18 protein-coding genes, 1 pseudogene and 1 riboswitch are annotated in these 17,889 nt (G+C 39.1%); of the genes and pseudogenes, 16 read left to right on the top strand and 3 right to left on the bottom strand.

Going from position 1 to position 17,889, the window contains the following annotated elements; all coding sequences use genetic code 11:
- The first annotated feature begins 32 nt into the window (after positions 1 to 32).
- From cbiB to CIL03_RS17160, 10 genes are all read left to right on the top strand, one after another.
- Positions 33 to 998: an adenosylcobinamide-phosphate synthase CbiB gene (gene cbiB, locus CIL03_RS17205; protein WP_094887116.1), complete on the top strand. Its 966-nt coding sequence runs from the start codon at positions 33 to 35 to the stop codon at positions 996 to 998.
- Positions 973 to 2,049, top strand: coding sequence for a threonine-phosphate decarboxylase CobD (gene cobD / locus CIL03_RS17200; RefSeq protein WP_094887115.1), 1,077 nt, complete (start codon positions 973 to 975; stop codon positions 2,047 to 2,049). Before cbiB ends, cobD begins: the two co-directional genes overlap by 26 nt.
- Positions 2,031 to 2,609, top strand: a complete 579-nt coding sequence (locus CIL03_RS17195) for a bifunctional adenosylcobinamide kinase/adenosylcobinamide-phosphate guanylyltransferase (RefSeq protein ID WP_094887114.1) — start codon at positions 2,031 to 2,033, stop codon at positions 2,607 to 2,609. The genes cobD and CIL03_RS17195 overlap by 19 nt, the downstream gene beginning before the upstream one ends.
- Entirely contained in the window at positions 2,609 to 3,949 is a 1,341-nt protein-coding gene (locus CIL03_RS17190; protein WP_338061899.1) for a cobyric acid synthase, read from the top strand. Before CIL03_RS17195 ends, CIL03_RS17190 begins: the two co-directional genes overlap by 1 nt.
- A 167-nt stretch (positions 3,950 to 4,116) precedes the next feature.
- Positions 4,117 to 4,908 carry an adenosylcobinamide-GDP ribazoletransferase gene (cobS, locus tag CIL03_RS17185; RefSeq protein WP_206207718.1) on the top strand — a complete coding sequence of 264 codons (792 nt, stop codon included), beginning with the start codon at positions 4,117 to 4,119 and terminating at the stop codon, positions 4,906 to 4,908.
- Positions 4,866 to 5,492, top strand: a complete 627-nt coding sequence (locus CIL03_RS17180) for a histidine phosphatase family protein (RefSeq protein ID WP_094887113.1) — start codon at positions 4,866 to 4,868, stop codon at positions 5,490 to 5,492. The genes cobS and CIL03_RS17180 overlap by 43 nt, the downstream gene beginning before the upstream one ends.
- Positions 5,444 to 5,872 carry a bifunctional adenosylcobinamide kinase/adenosylcobinamide-phosphate guanylyltransferase gene (locus tag CIL03_RS17175; RefSeq protein WP_094887112.1) on the top strand — a complete coding sequence of 143 codons (429 nt, stop codon included), beginning with the start codon at positions 5,444 to 5,446 and terminating at the stop codon, positions 5,870 to 5,872. Before CIL03_RS17180 ends, CIL03_RS17175 begins: the two co-directional genes overlap by 49 nt.
- A 100-nt stretch (positions 5,873 to 5,972) precedes the next feature.
- Positions 5,973 to 6,464 carry an ECF transporter S component gene (locus CIL03_RS17170; protein WP_094887111.1) on the top strand — a complete coding sequence of 164 codons (492 nt, stop codon included), beginning with the start codon at positions 5,973 to 5,975 and terminating at the stop codon, positions 6,462 to 6,464.
- Positions 6,461 to 7,198, top strand: coding sequence for a hypothetical protein (locus tag CIL03_RS17165; protein WP_094887110.1), 738 nt, complete (start codon positions 6,461 to 6,463; stop codon positions 7,196 to 7,198). The genes CIL03_RS17170 and CIL03_RS17165 overlap by 4 nt, the downstream gene beginning before the upstream one ends.
- Complete coding sequence (locus CIL03_RS17160) at positions 7,170 to 7,784, top strand: histidine phosphatase family protein (protein ID WP_240508132.1); 615 nt, start codon at positions 7,170 to 7,172, stop codon at positions 7,782 to 7,784. Before CIL03_RS17165 ends, CIL03_RS17160 begins: the two co-directional genes overlap by 29 nt.
- Positions 7,785 to 7,998: 214 nt before the next feature.
- Here the strand turns inward: CIL03_RS17160 and bioB are convergent, their stop codons facing one another.
- Together bioB and CIL03_RS17150 are read right to left on the bottom strand one after the other, a co-directional pair.
- Positions 7,999 to 8,994 carry a biotin synthase BioB gene (gene bioB, locus CIL03_RS17155; protein ID WP_094887109.1) on the bottom strand — a complete coding sequence of 332 codons (996 nt, stop codon included), beginning with the start codon at positions 8,992 to 8,994 and terminating at the stop codon, positions 7,999 to 8,001.
- Positions 8,995 to 9,015: 21 nt separating this feature from the next.
- Positions 9,016 to 9,564 (bottom strand): biotin transporter BioY, encoded by a 549-nt coding sequence (locus CIL03_RS17150; protein ID WP_240508131.1) that lies wholly within the window; start codon positions 9,562 to 9,564, stop codon positions 9,016 to 9,018.
- Between the two features lie 261 nt (positions 9,565 to 9,825).
- Between CIL03_RS17150 and CIL03_RS19930 the strand changes: the two genes are divergently transcribed.
- The 4 genes from CIL03_RS19930 (at position 9,826) to CIL03_RS17135 (ending at position 14,700) form a co-directional block, all read left to right on the top strand.
- Positions 9,826 to 9,969: a hypothetical protein gene (locus CIL03_RS19930; RefSeq protein ID WP_165767995.1), complete on the top strand. Its 144-nt coding sequence runs from the start codon at positions 9,826 to 9,828 to the stop codon at positions 9,967 to 9,969.
- Between the two features lie 94 nt (positions 9,970 to 10,063).
- A complete protein-coding gene (locus CIL03_RS17145) occupies positions 10,064 to 11,128 on the top strand; it encodes a metal ABC transporter solute-binding protein, Zn/Mn family (RefSeq protein WP_094887108.1) in 1,065 nt (354 codons plus the stop codon).
- Between the two features lie 667 nt (positions 11,129 to 11,795).
- Positions 11,796 to 13,241 carry a polysaccharide deacetylase family protein gene (locus CIL03_RS17140; protein ID WP_094887107.1) on the top strand — a complete coding sequence of 482 codons (1,446 nt, stop codon included), beginning with the start codon at positions 11,796 to 11,798 and terminating at the stop codon, positions 13,239 to 13,241.
- Between the two features lie 202 nt (positions 13,242 to 13,443).
- Positions 13,444 to 13,547: riboswitch (SAM riboswitch) on the top strand.
- Between the two features lie 103 nt (positions 13,548 to 13,650).
- Complete coding sequence (locus CIL03_RS17135) at positions 13,651 to 14,700, top strand: homocysteine S-methyltransferase family protein (RefSeq protein WP_206207717.1); 1,050 nt, start codon at positions 13,651 to 13,653, stop codon at positions 14,698 to 14,700.
- A gap of 370 nt (positions 14,701 to 15,070) precedes the next feature.
- Here CIL03_RS17135 and CIL03_RS17130 read toward each other — a convergent pair whose 3' ends face one another.
- Positions 15,071 to 15,337, bottom strand: a complete 267-nt coding sequence (locus tag CIL03_RS17130) for an amidase family protein (protein ID WP_094887106.1) — start codon at positions 15,335 to 15,337, stop codon at positions 15,071 to 15,073.
- Between the two features lie 330 nt (positions 15,338 to 15,667).
- Between CIL03_RS17130 and CIL03_RS20415 the strand changes: the two are divergent.
- Positions 15,668 to 16,866, top strand: a pseudogene (locus CIL03_RS20415) (catalase); the annotation flags it as partial.
- 6 nt (positions 16,867 to 16,872) lie between these two features.
- Positions 16,873 to 17,730, top strand: a complete 858-nt coding sequence (locus CIL03_RS20410; RefSeq protein WP_420855428.1) for a catalase-related domain-containing protein — start codon at positions 16,873 to 16,875, stop codon at positions 17,728 to 17,730.
- Positions 17,731 to 17,889: the final 159 nt, after the last annotated feature.

The following is a 17,889-nucleotide window of genomic DNA, read 5'->3' as shown; positions in this document are numbered from 1 at the left end:
TAGCAAAAACAGCCAAAATAAGGGGACCGGGAATAATGGAATATCATTTACTAGCGATTTTTTTCGCTGTCCTCACTGACTTTATAATCGGTGATCCACCGAAATGGCCACATCCTGTTAAATGGATTGGCAGTGGTATTTCCGTTTTGGAAAAGCTGCTGAATCAGGGGAAATCACGTAAAAGCAAAGGATTATTAATGGTCCTTCTTATCAGCACTGCGGCCTTTCTCGCATCTATCTTTCTTGTTTGGATGTGCTACCTGATCCATCCGGGGATAGGAATCGCGGCAGAAGCTATCATCATTTCAACAACGATTGCTCAAAAAGGGTTAAAACAGGCAGCTCTTGAGGTCTATGTCCCTCTTAAAAGTGGGAATATGGCTGAAGCAAGACGTAAACTCTCCTATATCGTCGGCAGAGATACAGAAAATCTTAATGAAGAGGAAGTTGTAAGAGGGACGGTAGAAACGGTTGCCGAAAATATAAGTGATGGAGTCACTGCTCCTTTATTTTGGGGAATAATTGGCGGTGCTCCGTTCGCTATTGTCTATCGGGCAATCAATACATGTGATTCGATGGTTGGCTATAAAAATGAAAAATATCAGGACTTCGGCTGGGCCTCTGCAAGGTTGGATGATGTAGTCAATTGGATTCCAAGCCGTTTGACTTCCTATATCATTTTGCTGGGAAATAAACCCGCTTGCTTAACGAGGTGGGAGGCTTTAAGAATTTTATTCCGTGATGCAAAGAGACACCCAAGTCCAAACAGCGGCTGGCTGGAAGCAGCAATAGCATCACTTTTAGGGGTCCAGCTTGGTGGAGTGAATTATTATAAAGGAGTTATTTCCAATAGAGCAAAAATGGGCGAACCAATTGTGCGATTAGAAGAAGCGCATATTATAAAAACAAATCGTATTTTAACCCGTACAACAATATTGTTTTTACTATTTATAGCGATGGGAGGGCTATTATTTGAACTGGCCAAAACATGGTTCTAATCCACAATATATATATAAGGAAACGGGAATTCCCAAACCGGAAAAATGGATCGATTTTAGTGCCAACATCAATCCCTTGGGGTCACCTCAGATTTTGAAGGAAAAATGGCTGGACTTCTACCAAAAAATAAATGATTATCCCGATCCTCATACACAGGTATTGAAAAAGCTGATCAGCAATAAAACAGCTGTGGATCCGGAATCAATTCTGCTTGGAAACGGCGGAGCCGAGCTGATTGCGTTATTGGGGAGAATACTTGCCGGAGGGAATGTGTTACTTATTGAGCCAGCATTCTCGGAATATGAATCGGCATGCAGTGCAAATGATTGCCAGATATTTTACCATCAGCTGGATGAACCGGCCTGGGAGCTGAATGTTGAGGAGATAACTTCTAAACTAAGCGCTATAGATGCAGTTTTTTTATGCACACCCAATAATCCAACTGGTATTGGTTATTCAAATGAAACTATAGTAAAACTCCTGGAGGAATGTAAAAAAACAGATACCTTATTGATACTAGATGAAGCTTTCTATGACTTTTTGGAAGATTATACACCAATCTCTCCATTGATAAAGGAGTATTCCAATCTAGTTATTATCCGCTCCATGACAAAGATGTTCGCTATTCCCGGGTTGCGTCTTGGATATATACTTGCAAACCCTCGTGTAATTGATAAGCTATCCGGCTATCAGCCGCACTGGAGTGTTAATGCATTGGCTATGTCAGCAGGGGAGCTATTCCTGCAAGATACTTATTTTGTTCAAAACATAGTTAATTACATACGGTCAGAACGTGAAAAATTATTTTCATTCTTCCTTGCAGAAGGATTTGAGTTTTCACCGTCACAGGTTAATTTTTATTTATTGCGGGATCCACTTGAAAAAGAGCAAATGCCACTATTTACTTTCTTATTAAGAAGAGGAATTGTTCCCAGACATACGTTTAATTTCCCGGGCCTGGAAGGGAAATGGCTTCGATTTGCAATTAAAAGCACGGAAGAAAACAATTATCTGATGGAGGTATTTGAAGAATGGAGACAGCTTCCATAACATTTATTACTGGTGGGGTACGTAGCGGGAAAAGCAGCTTTGCTGAAAAAACAGCAGTAAAAAAAGCGCTGGAAATAGATGGGGGTCTTCATTATATAGCAACGAGCAAATCTGCTGATGAAGAGATGGAAGAGAGAATCAGGAACCATCAAAAAGACCGAAACGAAAGCGGGTATTTGTGGAATACCTGGGAGCAGCCAGTCAATATAGAATCTTTGGCTTTTTATTTTAAGAAAAATGATGTCATTTTATTAGACTGTTTAACAACCTTGCTATCCAATGAACTTTTTTCACAGGATACAGGATGGAGTGATACTTACTCTAAGAAAGATGAAGTGTTTAATCGTATCTGGAATGGCATAAAAGCAATCGAAAAAAACTGTCATCATTTGATCCTTGTCAGTAATGAAGTTTTTTTCGATCCTCTTCATGAAGAAACTGAACTTTTATTTACATACTGTCAGCTGATGGGAAAGCTGCACCAGCAAATTGTCAGCACTGCAGAAAATGCCTATTTGGTTGAAGCGGCTATACCTTTGCTGATGAAGGGAGCTAAATAATGAGAGGAATTATGATCCAGGGAACATCATCTGATGCAGGGAAAAGCCTTATAACAACTGCCTTATGCCGAATGTTTGCATTAGAGGAAATGAAAGTCACCCCATTTAAGTCACAAAATATGTCAAATAATTCGTATGTAACGGTGGATGGGAAGGAAATTGGCAGGGCTCAAGGGATCCAGGCGGAAGCAGCTATGATAGAAGCTTCGGTCTGGATGAATCCAATCCTGCTTAAGCCCCGCTCAGATTTGCAATCAGAAGTCGTTTTATTTGGGAAAAGTGTAAAAATGTTATCTGGACGGGATTATCGAGAAACGTATTATGAAAAGGGCCTGGAAGCTATTCAGTCTTCCCTGGCTTATTTAGATAAAGAATATGACTTGGTTATTATTGAAGGAGCCGGCAGCCCGGCAGAAATTAATCTGAATGATCGTGAGCTTGTCAATATGAAAGTAGCAGAATTAGCTGATGTTCCAGTTATTTTAGTTGCAGATATTGAACGGGGCGGTGTTTTTGCAAATATTGTTGGCACTTTGGAATTGCTCTCTTCCAAAGAACGAAAAAGGGTACAAGGTTTAATTATAAATAAATTCAGGGGAGATGTAGCTTTATTTCAGGATGGTGTGAAATGGTTGGAAGAAAAAACAGGCATCCCTGTTTTCGGTGTACTTCCTTATATTGATAATCACGGAATCGATGGAGAGGATTCCTTATCAATCAAGAACCATTATGGAAAACGAAGCGGGGCAATTGACATTGCAGTGATTGATGTGTCTTATCTATTAAATTACAGTGATATCGAGCCATTTGCTTATGAAGAAGATGTGTCAATCCGATTTGTAAAAGATTCCAGTGAGTTTGGGAATCCTGATGCAGTAATTATTCCAGACACACAAAACACGCTCTGTGAAATGAATGCAATAAGAGAAAAGAAACTGGAACAAGAGATTATCAACTTTGTAAAAACAGGCGGTTATATTGTGGGGATTAGCAGTGGGTTTCAAATATTGGGAACAGAAATCATTGATCAAACCCAAACAGACGCAGAAAAGGGGATCCAGGCGGAACAATCAAAAGGGATGAATTTAATTTCAGCCCGCACATTTTTAAACCTGGAGAAAAATACCACTCGTGTAAAGGGTAAGTACCACTCCCATACAAAATTAAAAAGAAGAAAGCCAATAGAAGGGTTTGAAATTCATTCCGGAAAAACAGAGGTTTTGGAAGAAGCTGGCTCTTTCCTTGAACTGGACAGTGGCAGAAGCGAAGGCTACTACGGCCATAATGGAAAAATAATTGGTACCTATGTGCATCATCTTTTTCATCATGATGAATGGTGAAATACATGGTTAAATGCTATCCGTTCATCCAAAGGGCTGCCCGCAAAGGAAGAAATATCAACAGAAAAATTAAAAGAAGAACGTTTTGACAGACTTGCATTAACGATGAAAGATTACCTCAACTGGGAAAAGATAAAAGCTATTACTTATGGGTGGAAGAGAGAATAATGAAGATGATAAAAAGTTTTTTGATCAGTTTGCAATTCTTAACGGCATTTCCAATTAAAATGAACCTGCCAATGGATAAGACGCATATCGAAAAAAGCATCAAAACGTTCCCTTTGCTGGGCTTGTTTCAAGGTATTTTATTTAGCCTGTTATTATATGTACTGACAGAGTGGACATCTTTATCCTTGTTAGCAGTTGCTTTTGCGGTCTGGCTTTTTACAATTTTACTGACAGGCGGCATCCACTTAGATGGCTGGATGGACGCAAGTGATGCCTATTTTTCTTATCAGGACAGAGAAAAAAGACTGGAGATCATGCAAGACCCCAGAACTGGAGCTTTTGGTGTTATGGCGGTTATTATTCTATTAAGTTCGAGATTCCTGTTTATCTATGAAATTACCAGCTTCGGCAATAGTCTCACTCTCTTACTTATTGGACTAATCCCTTTTTTAAGTAAAAGTGTGATGGGAACCATGCTATTAACCATTCCCGCTGCAAAAAAGGATGGACTGGCATCTTTCTTTCAAAAAGCAGGGAATTCCAGTACTTTGAAAGTTTATCCCTTTTATTTGGCAGCTTTGTATGTTTGCATCCTATTTATAGACAATCAGTTTATTTTGCCAAGTCTTGTTCTAACATTGATTGCAATAGGATGTTACTTATTTATCCGAAAAATATCCGTGACCAGTTTTGGTGGAATAACTGGGGATGTTCTGGGAGCTTCTGTAGAAGGGACGGAAAATATATTATGGATGACGTTGTGGCTATTACATTATTTCGCCATGGGCTGACAGAGGAAAATAAAAGGAAGTCTTATCTGGGATGGAATGATTCTCCCTTGAGTAAGGAAGCGATTAAGACATTAACCTCATATAAATTTAGCGGATGCGGTTACGATTTGCTAGTCTCCAGTGATTTACAGCGCTGTCTCTATACAATAGGCCTTCTGTTTTCTAAAGAAAAGCCAATGGTTCTTTCTGAATTCAGGGAAATGAATTTCGGAATGTTCCAAGGGAAAAGTTATAAGGAATTAAGAGACGTTGAAGAATATCAGCAATGGATCGATAACATGTATTCCTACACCCCACCTGAAGGAGAGTCTTTTGAACAGTTCACCAAAAGGGTGGAGCGGGGATGGAATATATTAGCTGAAATCATACTTCAAAAGGGAGCGAGAAAACCTTTTGTAGTGACACATGGTGGTGTTATCCGGTACTTATTAAGTAAATTTTCTCCAGACAATAAGGAATTCTGGGAGTGGAGCATTCCAGAGGCAACGGGCTATGAATTGATTTTTCATACTAACCAATTAAGGAGGGAAGAACATTGCATTTCGTTACAGGCGGTGCCTTCAATGGCAAACGAAAATGGGTGAAAGAAAATTATCCGGAAGGCGAATGGTTTTCTGCCTACAATAAAGATCCGCTAATCATGAATTTGGAATCTCCATGGAATTCGACGTTCATTTTAGAAGGGATAGAAGTATGGGTGAAAGAACTGCTTGCTGAAATGACAATGGATGAAGGCCGGAAGTATTTGAAAGACGTAATAGCCGGCTGGTATAAATGGGAAAATGTGAGTCCAGACAGAAAGCTTATTATCATCGGAACAGATATTACTAAAGGGATTGTACCGATTGATAAAGCGGATCGGAATTGGCGTGATTTAATCGGGTGGTTCTATCAGGACATTGCCATAAAATGTGAACGGGTTGATGTGGTCTGGTATGGCCTCAATCAAACGGTAAAGGGATAATTTCAAAAACAAGCTGTATGTGCAAAATAGAATGAACTGAATACTCGATGTATCGTTTTCATTGCACTTTTTGCAAATCTATTTGAAAGGAAACATAAAAATGAATGTTAGGAAAATGAGTTTACTAACCTTATTTATTGCGTTATCTGTCATAGGTGCGTCTATTAAAATACCAGCGATTATTGGCAGTGTGGCATTGGATGTTTTCCCTGCACTATTGGCAGCGGCCTTCTTTGGCGCAGGAGCAGGAGCTATGGTCGGCGCTTTAGGCCATTTGCTTTCAGCATTAATTGGGGGAATGCCGTTAGGAGCCCTTCACATTATAATTGCATTAGAAATGGCTTTGCTGGTTTCGTTATTTGCCGTGCTTTATCGAAAAGGCAAGAAGCATTTGGCGTGTATTTTATTCCTGCTGGGTAATGCATTTATCGCTCCAATACCATTTATTTTCTTATTCGACATTGCATTTTATATTGCGCTCCTGCCTTCGTTATTCCTTGGTTCTCTGTTAAATACAATTATTGCCTATGTAGCCATTCCGCGTTTATCGGCTTTTCAGGGTTATTATTTTAAAGGTGAAATGCACGGATGAGAGACTCGATTAGCATTAGTTTCAGCAAAGAAGAGCAGCTGGTGATAACGAGTGACAACAGCGGCTCCATCGGAATGAAGGAACAAGATAGTGTGAAAGTTCCATATGAAACGGTTAGCTATTTTTCGTTCAGAGCAGCGGTAATGGAGCTTATTGCATCAAAAGCAGCACCTATTTCCGTGGTAATTCAAAATTTTTGCGGAGAAGATGCTTGGGAAAAGCTGACTGCAGGGGTTCAAAAAGGTCTTTCTGAACTTGGGTTGGAAGGTGTACCGATTACTGGGAGTACAGAAAGCAACTTTTCCTTATTACAATCGGTGATAGGAATAACGGTGCTTGGCAAAAAAAGAATGTTTAATGAAGAATCTGCAGGAAATCGGAATATTGCCTTGATTGGATTGCCTTTAGTCGGTGATGAGGTGGTGCATGAATCGGAGGCGATTGCTTCTTTATCTCTGTTTAAGGAGATTTCTGAGTTTAAGGATTCGCTTGTATGGCCAGTCGGCTCGAAGGGTGTTCTACATGAATTGGGGCGGATGTTTCCTGATTTGGACAAGGATAAAATAATACCTTCGTCCGAGATTGATTTCCTGAAATCGGGGGGACCATCGACTTCTTTTATAACTGTGTATCCGCCCCGATTGGAAGAAAGCATGATGAACATTGCCGGGAAACATTTCAGAAAAATTATGGAGGGGCAACTTATTGAAACTGTACTTTGTAAGACATGGTGAGACAGAATGGAATACAGAAAAAAGATTACAGGGACATCTGGATTCCAGGTTAACAAAGAATGGCGTTAATCATACATTATTACTTGCTGAAATAATGGCAAATACCAGATTCGAATCGGTGATTTCCAGTCCAAGCCCAAGAGCAGTTCATACAGCGAAATTGCTGATCGGCAAACGTCCTCTAGCTTTAAAAACCGATGGGCGCTTTAAGGAAATTAATCTGGGAAACTGGCAAGGAATGACTCATGAAGAAATCAAGGCTGCGGACCCATATCGATATGATTGCTATTTCCATCATCCAGATTTGTATAAACAGGATAAAATGGGCGGGGAAAATTTTTCAGACGTAAAGACAAGACTGGAAGAGTTTCTTGGAAATCTGGAAGAAACATATCAGGCGGGCAATGTTCTGATAATCACCCATGGTGTGGTAATCAAAGTGCTGCAAATGATCTGTAAAAATAAATCAGTCGGTGATATTTGGGAGCCTCCAATTATTGAAGGGACAAGTCTTACCATTGTAAAAGTGGAGAAAGGGAAAAGGAAAATAATAATTGAAGGAGATATTTCCCATAAGGAAAAATGAAGGGAGTAAGATCCTACCTCAAATGTTCGCGAAGACAAAGAAATTTAGGTGGCGGATCAAACTCCCCGTAAATGTACAATTCTGTTTGTTTAAGGTCCCCTTTATGGGGTTATCTATTTTGAGACTAACACTCAGTGAAGAATGAAAGAAAACCCACACTGATTGAAATTTTACATTATGTTAAAGCAAAAATATTAATTCGAAAAAATGCTCTCTAACATGTAGAGTTTGCTTCATCATATACTACATCGGGTTCAAAACCGAGATCACGCAGCATTTGGTGGTCTTTTGTATCTTCCTGCCCTAGTGTTGTAAGATAATCTCCGATGAAGATCGAGTTTGCTGGATATAGCCCTAGCGGCTGCAGACTCTTCAGGTTGACTTCGCGACCGCCAGAGATCCGAATTTCTTTTGTCGGATTGACGTAACGGAACATAGCAAGCACTTTCAGGCAATAAACCGGGTTCAGCTCATCCGTTCCTTCAAGCAATGTCCCGTCAATTGCATGCAGGAAGTTTACCGGTATGGAGTCCGCATCCAATTCTTTTAATGCTTTTGCCATCTGTACAACATCTTGTTTTGACTCCTTCATGCCGACAATGACACCGGAGCATGGTGACATACCTGCTTGTTTAGCATCATTTACTGTTTGCACGCGGTCTTGATAAGTGTGGCTTGTTGTAATAGCATCATGATGATTTTCGGAGGTGTTAATATTGTGATTATAGCGGCTCACACCTGCCTCCTTCAGCCGCTTTGCCTGCCCGGGTTTCAGAATACCAAGACATGCACAGATTTTCAAGTCATATTTTGATTTAATTTCCTTCACCGCATCTGTCACATGATCCAGCTCGCGATTTGTCGGGCCTCTGCCGCTTGCCACAATACAATATGTACCGGAACGCATCTGCTGTGCCTTTTCAGCACCAAGCACAATTGAATTTTTATCCAGCATCCGATATTTTTCAATCGGTGCTGTGGAATCCCGTGACTGTGCACAGTAACCGCAGTTTTCCGAGCAGTTGCCTGATTTTGTATTGATGATCATGTTTAATTTTACTTTGTTGCCATAGTAATATCGCCGAATCTGATATGCACCGTTCAGAAGTTGCAAAAGATCCTCATCTGGTGATTCCAATATGCTTAATGCCTCTTCATCCGTCAGTTCATAACCATTTAAAACCTCTGTTGCTAGTTTACTGTAATCCATTATGCCTCTCCCCTCTAAAACTTACGCAGCTCGATTTTCTTTTTGGGTGCGATGTACACCAATGCCGGATTTTTGGAGCCGGTATGCAAACATTCCCGCTCCAATGGAAAGAATAATATCTTTCGGCAGCGGCACCATCATCCATGCCCATACTAATTTATACGTGAATCCTTCGGGTGCATCGAACCAAAACATGTATGCAGTGTACATCCAGTTGGTTCCAAATGCATAATTAATAGCCATACCAGTCAGTGCAGCAGTTATGTACATTGGCGGGCTTCGTTTTGTTTCAATCAGTTTCCCGGAAATATAGGCAACTAATATAAAGGACAGAATAAATCCAAAGGTTGGTGATAAGAATATCGCTGCACCGCCCTTGAATTGTGCGAATATTGGCACGCCAACTAACCCCAGCAGCATATAAACGAACATTGAATACGCACCGAGCCAGCTGCCAAGTACCAGTCCAGCTAATACAGCAAAAAATGTTTGCAATGTAATTGGAACCCCGCCAATGACCATAAATGGTGCAATGGATGTGATATTTGCACCAATTGCGGTTAGTGCCACAAAAACACTCGCAGTTGTAATGCTTAATGCGGATCCTTTTGTTTTTGATATTGTGGTTTCCTCCTTTTGTTTTAGAACTGAATCTAATTGCTTCTTAATTGTAAACCTATAAAAATAATGGTTTACAATTATATTTAATAGAATAACATAAAAAATAATATAATAGAATGATTTTTATGCAGATTCATTCTGAAAATGCAAAGGCTTTTTATAAAGTGGATTCATTAAATAATAAATTCATATACTGAAATGGGAGGGCAGATGAAAACAAATTGGAGTACCAAGGGGACTAATTGGTTAAGACATGATTACGGAATGAAGTTTCTCGTAAAATCATCATCACTGCTTTCGGTTAATTCTCTCTATGATTTATTTAAAAACTACCGAACAATTATTATCAATTAAAAGTTAAAACCATTAAATCGTAATCATTACTATTTACAAATCGTAATGATTACGTTATAGTATTGATTGTTCACAAAAAAAGAGGGGAAGAAACATGAAAGTATGTAAAGTTTTAAGTGTCTTATTTTTACTTGGATTTGTTATGTTGGGATGTGCTTTGAATGAAGAGGCTTTCAAAGAAATGAAAGGGTCAAATCAGCAAAATTTAAAAGTGTCTACAACACTTTATCCATTCCAGTTCATTGTCGAAGAAATAGGTGGAGAAAAAATTTCGGTTGAGACAGTATATCCACCTGGAGCAGATGCACATACATATGAACCAACCTCCAAAGAGATGGCTGAAATTGCAAAAAGTGATGCATTCATTTATTTAGGTGCTGGAATGGAAGGGTTCGCTGAGAGTGCTGCTGATGCTCTAAAAAATCAAGAGGTAAAATTAATTGAAATTGGGAGACAGGATGAACTTTTTCATGAAGCTGAAGTTAAACATACACAAGAGGATGGAGAAGAGACGCACGAAAACAAAGATGTAAAGCATAACCATAACGGTGAAGGACATCATCATGGGAAAGCTGGTCATGATAACAAAAAGGACGATTCACATCAGCATAAAGATCATTCACATCATGTACATGGTGACCACGATCCTCATATCTGGTTAGATCCATTACGAATGATTGAGATTGCAGAAATTATTAAAGAAGAACTTATTGAATTGAATCCAGAAGAAGAAGCTGCCTATGATAAAAATTTCAATGAATTAAAGGCTGAATTGACTAAGTTGGATGAAACGTTTATAAGAACATTGGAGGACAAAAAAAATAAACACATTCTTGTAGCTCATGCAGCATTTGGATATTGGGAAGAACGATATGGAATCGAACAACTTCCAATTAGCGGCCTGTCACCAAGCAGTGAACCATCACAGAAAGAGTTAACTAACGTCATTGATCAGGCAAAACAATATGAGCTGGATTACATCCTCTTTGAACAAAATAGTTCGAGCCGAGTATCGGAAATCATCCAAGAGCAAATTTATGCTGAAGCTTTAACAATCCATAACTTATCTGTCTTAACCGAAAAAGATACTAACAACAACGAGGATTATATTTCACTTATGAATTATAATTTGGACGTGCTGGATAAGGCAATGGATTAGTGAAAAATAATTTCTATAGATTGAAACTTTCAGCGTAATCTGGCACGAATGCTACAGAAATATTATTGAGGACTGTACCGGCCAGTCAAACGATTAAATTGACTTTCGATTACTACAGAAAAACTCTGCATTTTAGTGGTGCTTATTATAGAAAGCTAACAGAAGGGAAAATAAACTTAACTAGGATAGTCTATTTATTAAAATTTTAAAATCGTAATGATTACGAATGGAGAAATGATGCGCAATGCTAACCCTCATGCTTTTCATGATTTACTAGAAACATTAATTGAAGTTTTCGAGCGAGGTTATTGGAAGCGGATGGATCTATAGAAGTATGAATCGACTTTAGAGGGAAATAAATTTTCTGTTTTCTTTGTCCACTGCAGGATCTTGGGCTGCTAGACCGGCTTTCTATGAGGTCATCATTGCGACTAATATCGTCCATGCAATTCCAGCAGGGCTCCTGTGACTTCCACGATCAGTCAATGGTTACTTTCACTGAAAGTCAAGACCTGAATTGTAAAAATAATAAATAAAGCGATGCCTGTTTAGCTATAGCTAATGGGTATCATCCTTTTGAAATAATGTGTTCTTTATGGGTTAACGCTCTGATTTTATGGTAAAATAGTATTCTATTAAACTACTAATTAAAAGGAAATGAGCTATCATGAGGCGCATAAAATTACCCGGTTGGATTGCAATTGTTTTGCTGCTTGTCGGAATTATTTTTGGAGTAAATAAAGTGGTTGCTAAGGTTTTGGAAGAATCACCTGAATCAGATGAACCGAAAGTGAAAGTAGTAGATTCCAGTGTTTATCCAGGCTTGAATATCAAAACAGAAACGAAAGAAACGGACCTCTATACATTATCAGTCAGTCAGCCGTATTCAGGAATTAAACAGATTAATAAACCAATTGATAAATGGATTAACAAACAGAAGAGAGAATTCACATCAGGTTTAAATAAATCGAAAGAAATGCTTGAAAAGAATGATTTCCGCGCGCACTTAAACATACAGGCAGAAACGAAGAAAATAGCTGATAAAATTTATACACTGGAGCTTCAAGCCTATCAAATAAACGGCGGGGCCAACGGAATAACAAAAATGAAGTCCTTCGTCATTGATTTGAACCAGAACAAACTACTAAAGCTTGAGGACGTGTTTCAGCTGAATGAGGAGTCGGTCAAGGACATCCAACAGCTTATTATAAAGGAATTACACAGCAATCAGAAAATCAGCAGCTATATTTTTGATGATATGGTCAAAAAAGCTTTAGATAACCCGGAAGAATTGAAGTGGTCAATCAACAGTAAGAACGTGACATTTTATTTTGATGAATATGAAATTGCAGCAGGTGCAGCGGGTGCAATAAAAGTGGAAATTCCAATAAAGAAAATCAAACCGTACCTGGATGAAAAATTTGCAAAAAAAATAGATGTAAAAGTTCCAGAAGAAGAAAAGATCAAGGAAGAAGAACAGCATTCAAAGGGCCCGGAAAAGCTTGATCCGGATGGGAAATATATCGCGTTGACCTTCGATGATGGACCACATCCGAAGGTGACACCGCGAATTCTGGAAACACTGAGAAGGTATGATGCCAAAGCTACATTTTTCATGCTTGGCAGTCAGGTAGAATATTATCCATCCATTGCGAATAGGGTTGGGGAGGCGGGACATGAAATTGGGAATCATACGATGAACCACCAGGATCTTACCGCTTTAGGGATTAACAAAATCAAAGAAGAGATACAGGAATCCAGCAGTATAATTGAAAAAGCTACTGGCAGGACTCCAACATTATTACGCCCTCCTTATGGTGCGTCCAACGAAAATGCCGAACAGGCTGCAAACCATTCAGGAACACCAATTATCATGTGGTCCGTTGATTCACTTGACTGGAAAAGTCGTAATGCAGCAGCAGTAAAGGAAGAAGTAATGTTGAATGTTTCGCCGGGATCCATCGTGTTACTGCATGATATCCATCCTTCCACCGCTGATGTATTGCGGCAAGTTTTAACCGCACTTGAGAAGCAGGGATATCAGATGGTAACAGTTTCACAGCTTCTTGAATTGTGGGATGAAAAAGATATTGGGCCACATTATGGTGAATAAATCTGGATAAAAATAACCTCATGGAATAACAGTTATCTTTTAGAGGTTATTTCTTTATCCCCCGTTAACTGGCAGTAAGACCACACTAATTGAAGTTTCGCTTTATATTCTTTCAAAGGTGTAAAAAGATCAATTAAAATATCTTGACTTTTTAAAAAGTTAAGCGTATTGTATTTATTAATAGAAAATTGAATACTTAATATTCTTATCAAGAGAGGTAGAGGGACTGGCCCTGTGAAACCTCAGCAACAGATTTTTTTAGAAATACTGTGCTAATTCCAGAAGCGTAAAGCTTGAAGATAAGAAGAGTATGTAGCAAATAGCCAAAGTCTCTTCTTATTTTAAGGAGGGGCTTTTTATTTTGGGCATAAGCAGTACGCAGCAAGTAAATTACGAGGGAGGAAAAATGATGAAGCGCAGTTTAGAAGAACGTTTGAAAGAAGGTACTGTAATTGTAGGGGAAGGTTATTTATTTGAATTAGAACGAAGGGGATATTTGCAGGCAGGTTCCTTTGTTCCCGAAGTGGCACTAGATAATCCTGAAGCACTAAAACAGGCATACAGGGATTACATGAATGCCGGTTCAGATGTTGTATTAGCATTTACCTACAATGCTCACAGGGAAAAAATGCGGATTATTGGTAAAGAAGATTTATTAGAGCCTTTAAACAGAAATGCTATTCGATTAGCAAAAGAGGTTGCAAGAGAGCATCCAAAAGAAGAAGCTTTGGTAGCTGGAAATATATCGAATACCAATATCTTCAATCCAGATGTTCCTGAATCAAAGACTAAGGTTAGAAGTATATTTGCAGAAATGGTGAAATGGTGTAAGGAAGAAGGAGTGGACTTCATAAATGGAGAAACATTTTATTACCATGAAGAGGCGTTAATCGCATTGGAGGAAATTACCAAACAGGGTTTACCAGCAGTCATTACATTTGGATTAATGGGCGAGAATATTTTAAGAGATGGTTACACCGTAGAAGAATCTTGTAAAATACTTTCTGAACAAGGTGCATTGGTGGTTGGAATGAATTGTTTCCGTGGCCCAGAAACAATGCAGCCATATCTTGCTGACATACGAAACAATGTAGACGGATATGTGGCTGGATTACCTATCCCATATCGTACAACAGAAGAAAACCCAACATTCTTTAACTTACCTGATGGAGGATGCAGCTGTCACTTACCTACAGAAACAACCTTTCCGACTGCCTTAGATCCACTTTACCATAACCGTTACGAGTTAGCAGCATGGGCAAAGGAGGCAAAAGATATTGGCATTAATTATATTGGACTGTGCTGCGGTGCCTCACCAGCAATGCTGCGTGCAGTGGCAGAAGCTGTAGACATTGAAACTGTTAATTCAAAATACTCTCCTGATATGGAGAAGCATTTCTTGTTCGGGAAAGACAAAACACTTCAAGAGCACAATTTAACCTATCGATTAAAGGCCTGATAGATTAATAATAAAAATGATTTCTTATATGGTAACAATTATCTTTAACGGCAATTTGAAACAGGTTTTAATAGTCTCACCTTGTTAACTCTTTATTACTGCGGGGGACCCAAATGTTGCAACCCTTCCGATGCTTCTACGAGTAATTAAAAAGGGACAAACAGTATGTGTTTGTCCCAATCACTATTGGCTAGGGGAGTCGATTGAAGTAAAAGAATAATATTTAAGAAGCAAAACTAAAGGATAAAGTATTATAATATATTGAGCTTTAAGCCAAGAGTCAAGAAGTTAAAGATTTAAATATTGCGAAAGACGTATTCGATTGTACTATTATAAACTGCTGTTGAAGAGCGAAAAGAATTCTTTCAACTCAACAATTTTTGTTATAGAAAGGAATCCTTAAAAGAATTGGGATTCCGTGGAGGGGGCCTTTGTATTCACCACGCATGATTTCATTTTCTGATTCTCCAGCTTGTTTAAGGGCTAATTCGTGAAGTGGAGTAATATACGTATGGAGAAGTGGATCAAATTTATCAATGCGGCTTAACATATGTTTTGTCAATTCTATGGGTGATAGTTGCCGTGATTTGATTAATGGAGCTAGTTCCGTGACTGTCAAAAAGGATAAATCAGTCATCGCATTAACCCCTTATCAACAACTGTTACAGATACTTCCATGTTTAAATATGGAAATGCATGAAGAGAGGCTTCAGTCTGCTTCATCATGCAGAGTATATTTTGAATATATGAGATGTCCGACTCATAGATCGGTAATCTTTATAAATGTAAACCTTTCTTTATAAAGGCATCATTATCCATCTGATTCACCTCCTTTTATGGGTATTAATACTATATGAACCGGTAAATCAAATGTGCTAAAGTTAGTTAAACCTGTTCTAGGTTTAGAAGAGCTGCATAGGTATATAAATGGAACTAAAAATCATTTATAAATAGGGTAGGTGATTACATGGATAATAAGTCATCTTCAGGTAATGACCGGCATATGGGCCAGAATGCTAAACAGGAACAGCTGGATCAGTACCGCATAAGTAATATCGGAAAGCCAATGACAAATCAAGAGGGGAAAAAAAGATCTCAAGATCAGGACCAGTTAAAAGCTGGCGTTCGCGGTCCTTCCTTACGTCAGGACTATGAGTTCTTTGAAAAAATGTCGCATTTTAACCATGAAGAGATACCGGAAAGAGTAGTTCATGCAAGAGGTTACAGTGCCATGGAGAATTTGAATGTTACCAGTCCATGAAACATGTGACCAAAGCGGGATTTTTGCAGGAAGCGGGAAAAAAGACGCCATTAACTATCCGATTTTCTACTGTACAGGGGGCTAAAGGATCCTATGATACAGCAAGGGATTTACGTTGTCAGGGTGTTAAGTTGTATACAGAAGAAGGAAATGTCGATCTGACAACGATTGCCATGCCTGTATTAATCAATCAGGACGCGATGAAGTTTCCAGATGCGATGCACGCGTACCAATCGAAGCAGGATAATGATATACCAACAGCAAGCGGTGCCCACGACCTTTTTTGGGATTATGTAGCTAATAACCATGAAGCACTTCATATGGTGGAATGGATCATGTCCGATCGGGGCATTTTAAGAAGCTATAGAATGATGGAATCATGGTCAATCAATACGTACCTATTTGTTAACGAGAACGATGTAGCAACGTTTGTGAGATATGTTTGGAAGCCTGTCCTTGGTGTCCATTCCCTGCTTCAGGATGAGGCACTGAAAATTGGCGGCCTTGACCCTGACTTTCATAGAAAGGATCTCAGGGAGGCGATTGACCAAGGTGCTTATCCTGAATATGAATTAGGCGTTCAGCTGATATCAATGGAGGATGAATTTAAATACGACTTCGATGTACTTGATCCTGCAAAGTTCTGGCCAGAAGAGCTCGTCCCTGTTCAGCTTATCGGTAAGATGACATTAAATAGAAATATTGATAATTATTTTACGGAGTCTGAACAAGTCGCATTTAATCCTGCAAATGTTGTTCCGGGAATCGATTTTTCCAATGATCCCGTTTTACAGGGAAGGTTAATGGCGTATAGAGATACACAGCAGCACCGGCTTGGCAGCGCCAATTATGTTGAATTGCCAATTAATCGCCCACTCTGCCCGTTTCATAATAATCAGCGACGAGGTGTTATGAGACAGCGAATCGATGTTGATCAGGTTAACTATCATAAAAATTCACTAGCGAATAACACGCCATACACGGTGCCCCCGGAAGAAGGCGGCTATGAGAGTTATCCTGCGAAAGTAGAAGGATATAAAATTAGAGCTCGAAGTGATTCATTCAAAGATTACTTTAGTCAGCCGAGGATATTCTGGAATAGCTTGACCCCCATCGAGAAGCAGCATACAATCGAAGGATTCAGCTATCAGCTCGGAAAAGTAGAAAGCGAATCTGTCCGTCAGCAAAACGTCAATTTGCTGGTCAATGTAGATAAGGAAATGGCTAACATCATTGCGGATAATATTGGAGTCGATCGTCCAAGCGGATCCAATGTTCCTGTTTCAACAAGTTACCCTTCTCTCAGCCAGGCCAGCACACCGAAATATGCCTATACTCAAAAAGTAGGCGTACTGATTGGCAATGACTTTAATGGTAACGCGGTAACGAATGTACTTAACTATCTGCAGCAGTGTGGGGTTTTTATCACCATTATAAGTGATAAGCTCGGTACGGTCACAGGTTCCGATGGCACAAAGTTAAAAGTTGATCAAACCTTTATGACCTCCAGTCCTTATTTGGTTGACTCACTCTATGTTGTCGGTGGAAGTTCCAGGAATCAGGCAAGATTCAATCAGGACGTGACGAATTTCGTACAAAATGCGTATACACACTATAAACCGATTGGTGTTGCCTCCACAGGACAGCCTTTTATTCAGTCATCAGGTAAAAATAATTTTGCAGGTGTCGTTTTTGCCGCAAATAATCCAAACTTCGGAGAGGAATTTGTAACTGCCATTGCAGAGATGCGTTTTTGGAGTAGAACCTGATACAATTCATCATCCAAAATAGACTTATGCTGTAACTGATATTTTATCCAGCTTCATGAGAAAAGAAAGAATTATAAGGGGGTTATACTTTAAGAAGAAATGATTAGAAAGGTTAATATCATCTCCACTTTTCCAAACTGGCTATAATTACCCTTGCCA

Source organism: Virgibacillus indicus, from assembly GCF_002266285.1.
GTDB classification, from domain to species: Bacteria; Bacillota; Bacilli; order Bacillales; family Amphibacillaceae; genus Virgibacillus_K; species Virgibacillus_K indicus.
The sequence above is the reverse complement of the archived record's forward strand: the minus strand, read 5'-3'. Positions and strand labels throughout refer to the sequence as shown.

Excerpts from the sequence above, each read along its gene's own strand:
- CIL03_RS17195 (WP_094887114.1), top strand. The coding sequence starts at position 2,031 with ATGGAGACAGCTTCCATAACATTTATTACTGGTGGGGTACGTAGCGGG.
- CIL03_RS17190 (WP_338061899.1), top strand. The coding sequence starts at position 2,609 with ATGAGAGGAATTATGATCCAGGGAACATCATCTGATGCAGGGAAAAGC.
- cobS (WP_206207718.1), top strand. The coding sequence starts at position 4,117 with ATGAAGATGATAAAAAGTTTTTTGATCAGTTTGCAATTCTTAACGGCA.
- CIL03_RS17180 (WP_094887113.1), top strand. The coding sequence starts at position 4,866 with ATGGATGACGTTGTGGCTATTACATTATTTCGCCATGGGCTGACAGAG.
- CIL03_RS17170 (WP_094887111.1), top strand. The coding sequence starts at position 5,973 with ATGAATGTTAGGAAAATGAGTTTACTAACCTTATTTATTGCGTTATCT.
- CIL03_RS17165 (WP_094887110.1), top strand. The coding sequence starts at position 6,461 with ATGAGAGACTCGATTAGCATTAGTTTCAGCAAAGAAGAGCAGCTGGTG.
- bioB (WP_094887109.1), bottom strand. The coding sequence starts at position 8,994 with ATGGATTACAGTAAACTAGCAACAGAGGTTTTAAATGGTTATGAACTG.
- CIL03_RS19930 (WP_165767995.1), top strand. The coding sequence starts at position 9,826 with ATGAAAACAAATTGGAGTACCAAGGGGACTAATTGGTTAAGACATGAT.
- CIL03_RS17145 (WP_094887108.1), top strand. The coding sequence starts at position 10,064 with ATGAAAGTATGTAAAGTTTTAAGTGTCTTATTTTTACTTGGATTTGTT.
- CIL03_RS17140 (WP_094887107.1), top strand. The coding sequence starts at position 11,796 with ATGAGGCGCATAAAATTACCCGGTTGGATTGCAATTGTTTTGCTGCTT.
- CIL03_RS17135 (WP_206207717.1), top strand. The coding sequence starts at position 13,651 with ATGAAGCGCAGTTTAGAAGAACGTTTGAAAGAAGGTACTGTAATTGTA.
- CIL03_RS17130 (WP_094887106.1), bottom strand. The coding sequence starts at position 15,337 with ATGACTGATTTATCCTTTTTGACAGTCACGGAACTAGCTCCATTAATC.
- CIL03_RS20410 (WP_420855428.1), top strand. The coding sequence starts at position 16,873 with ATGAGACAGCGAATCGATGTTGATCAGGTTAACTATCATAAAAATTCA.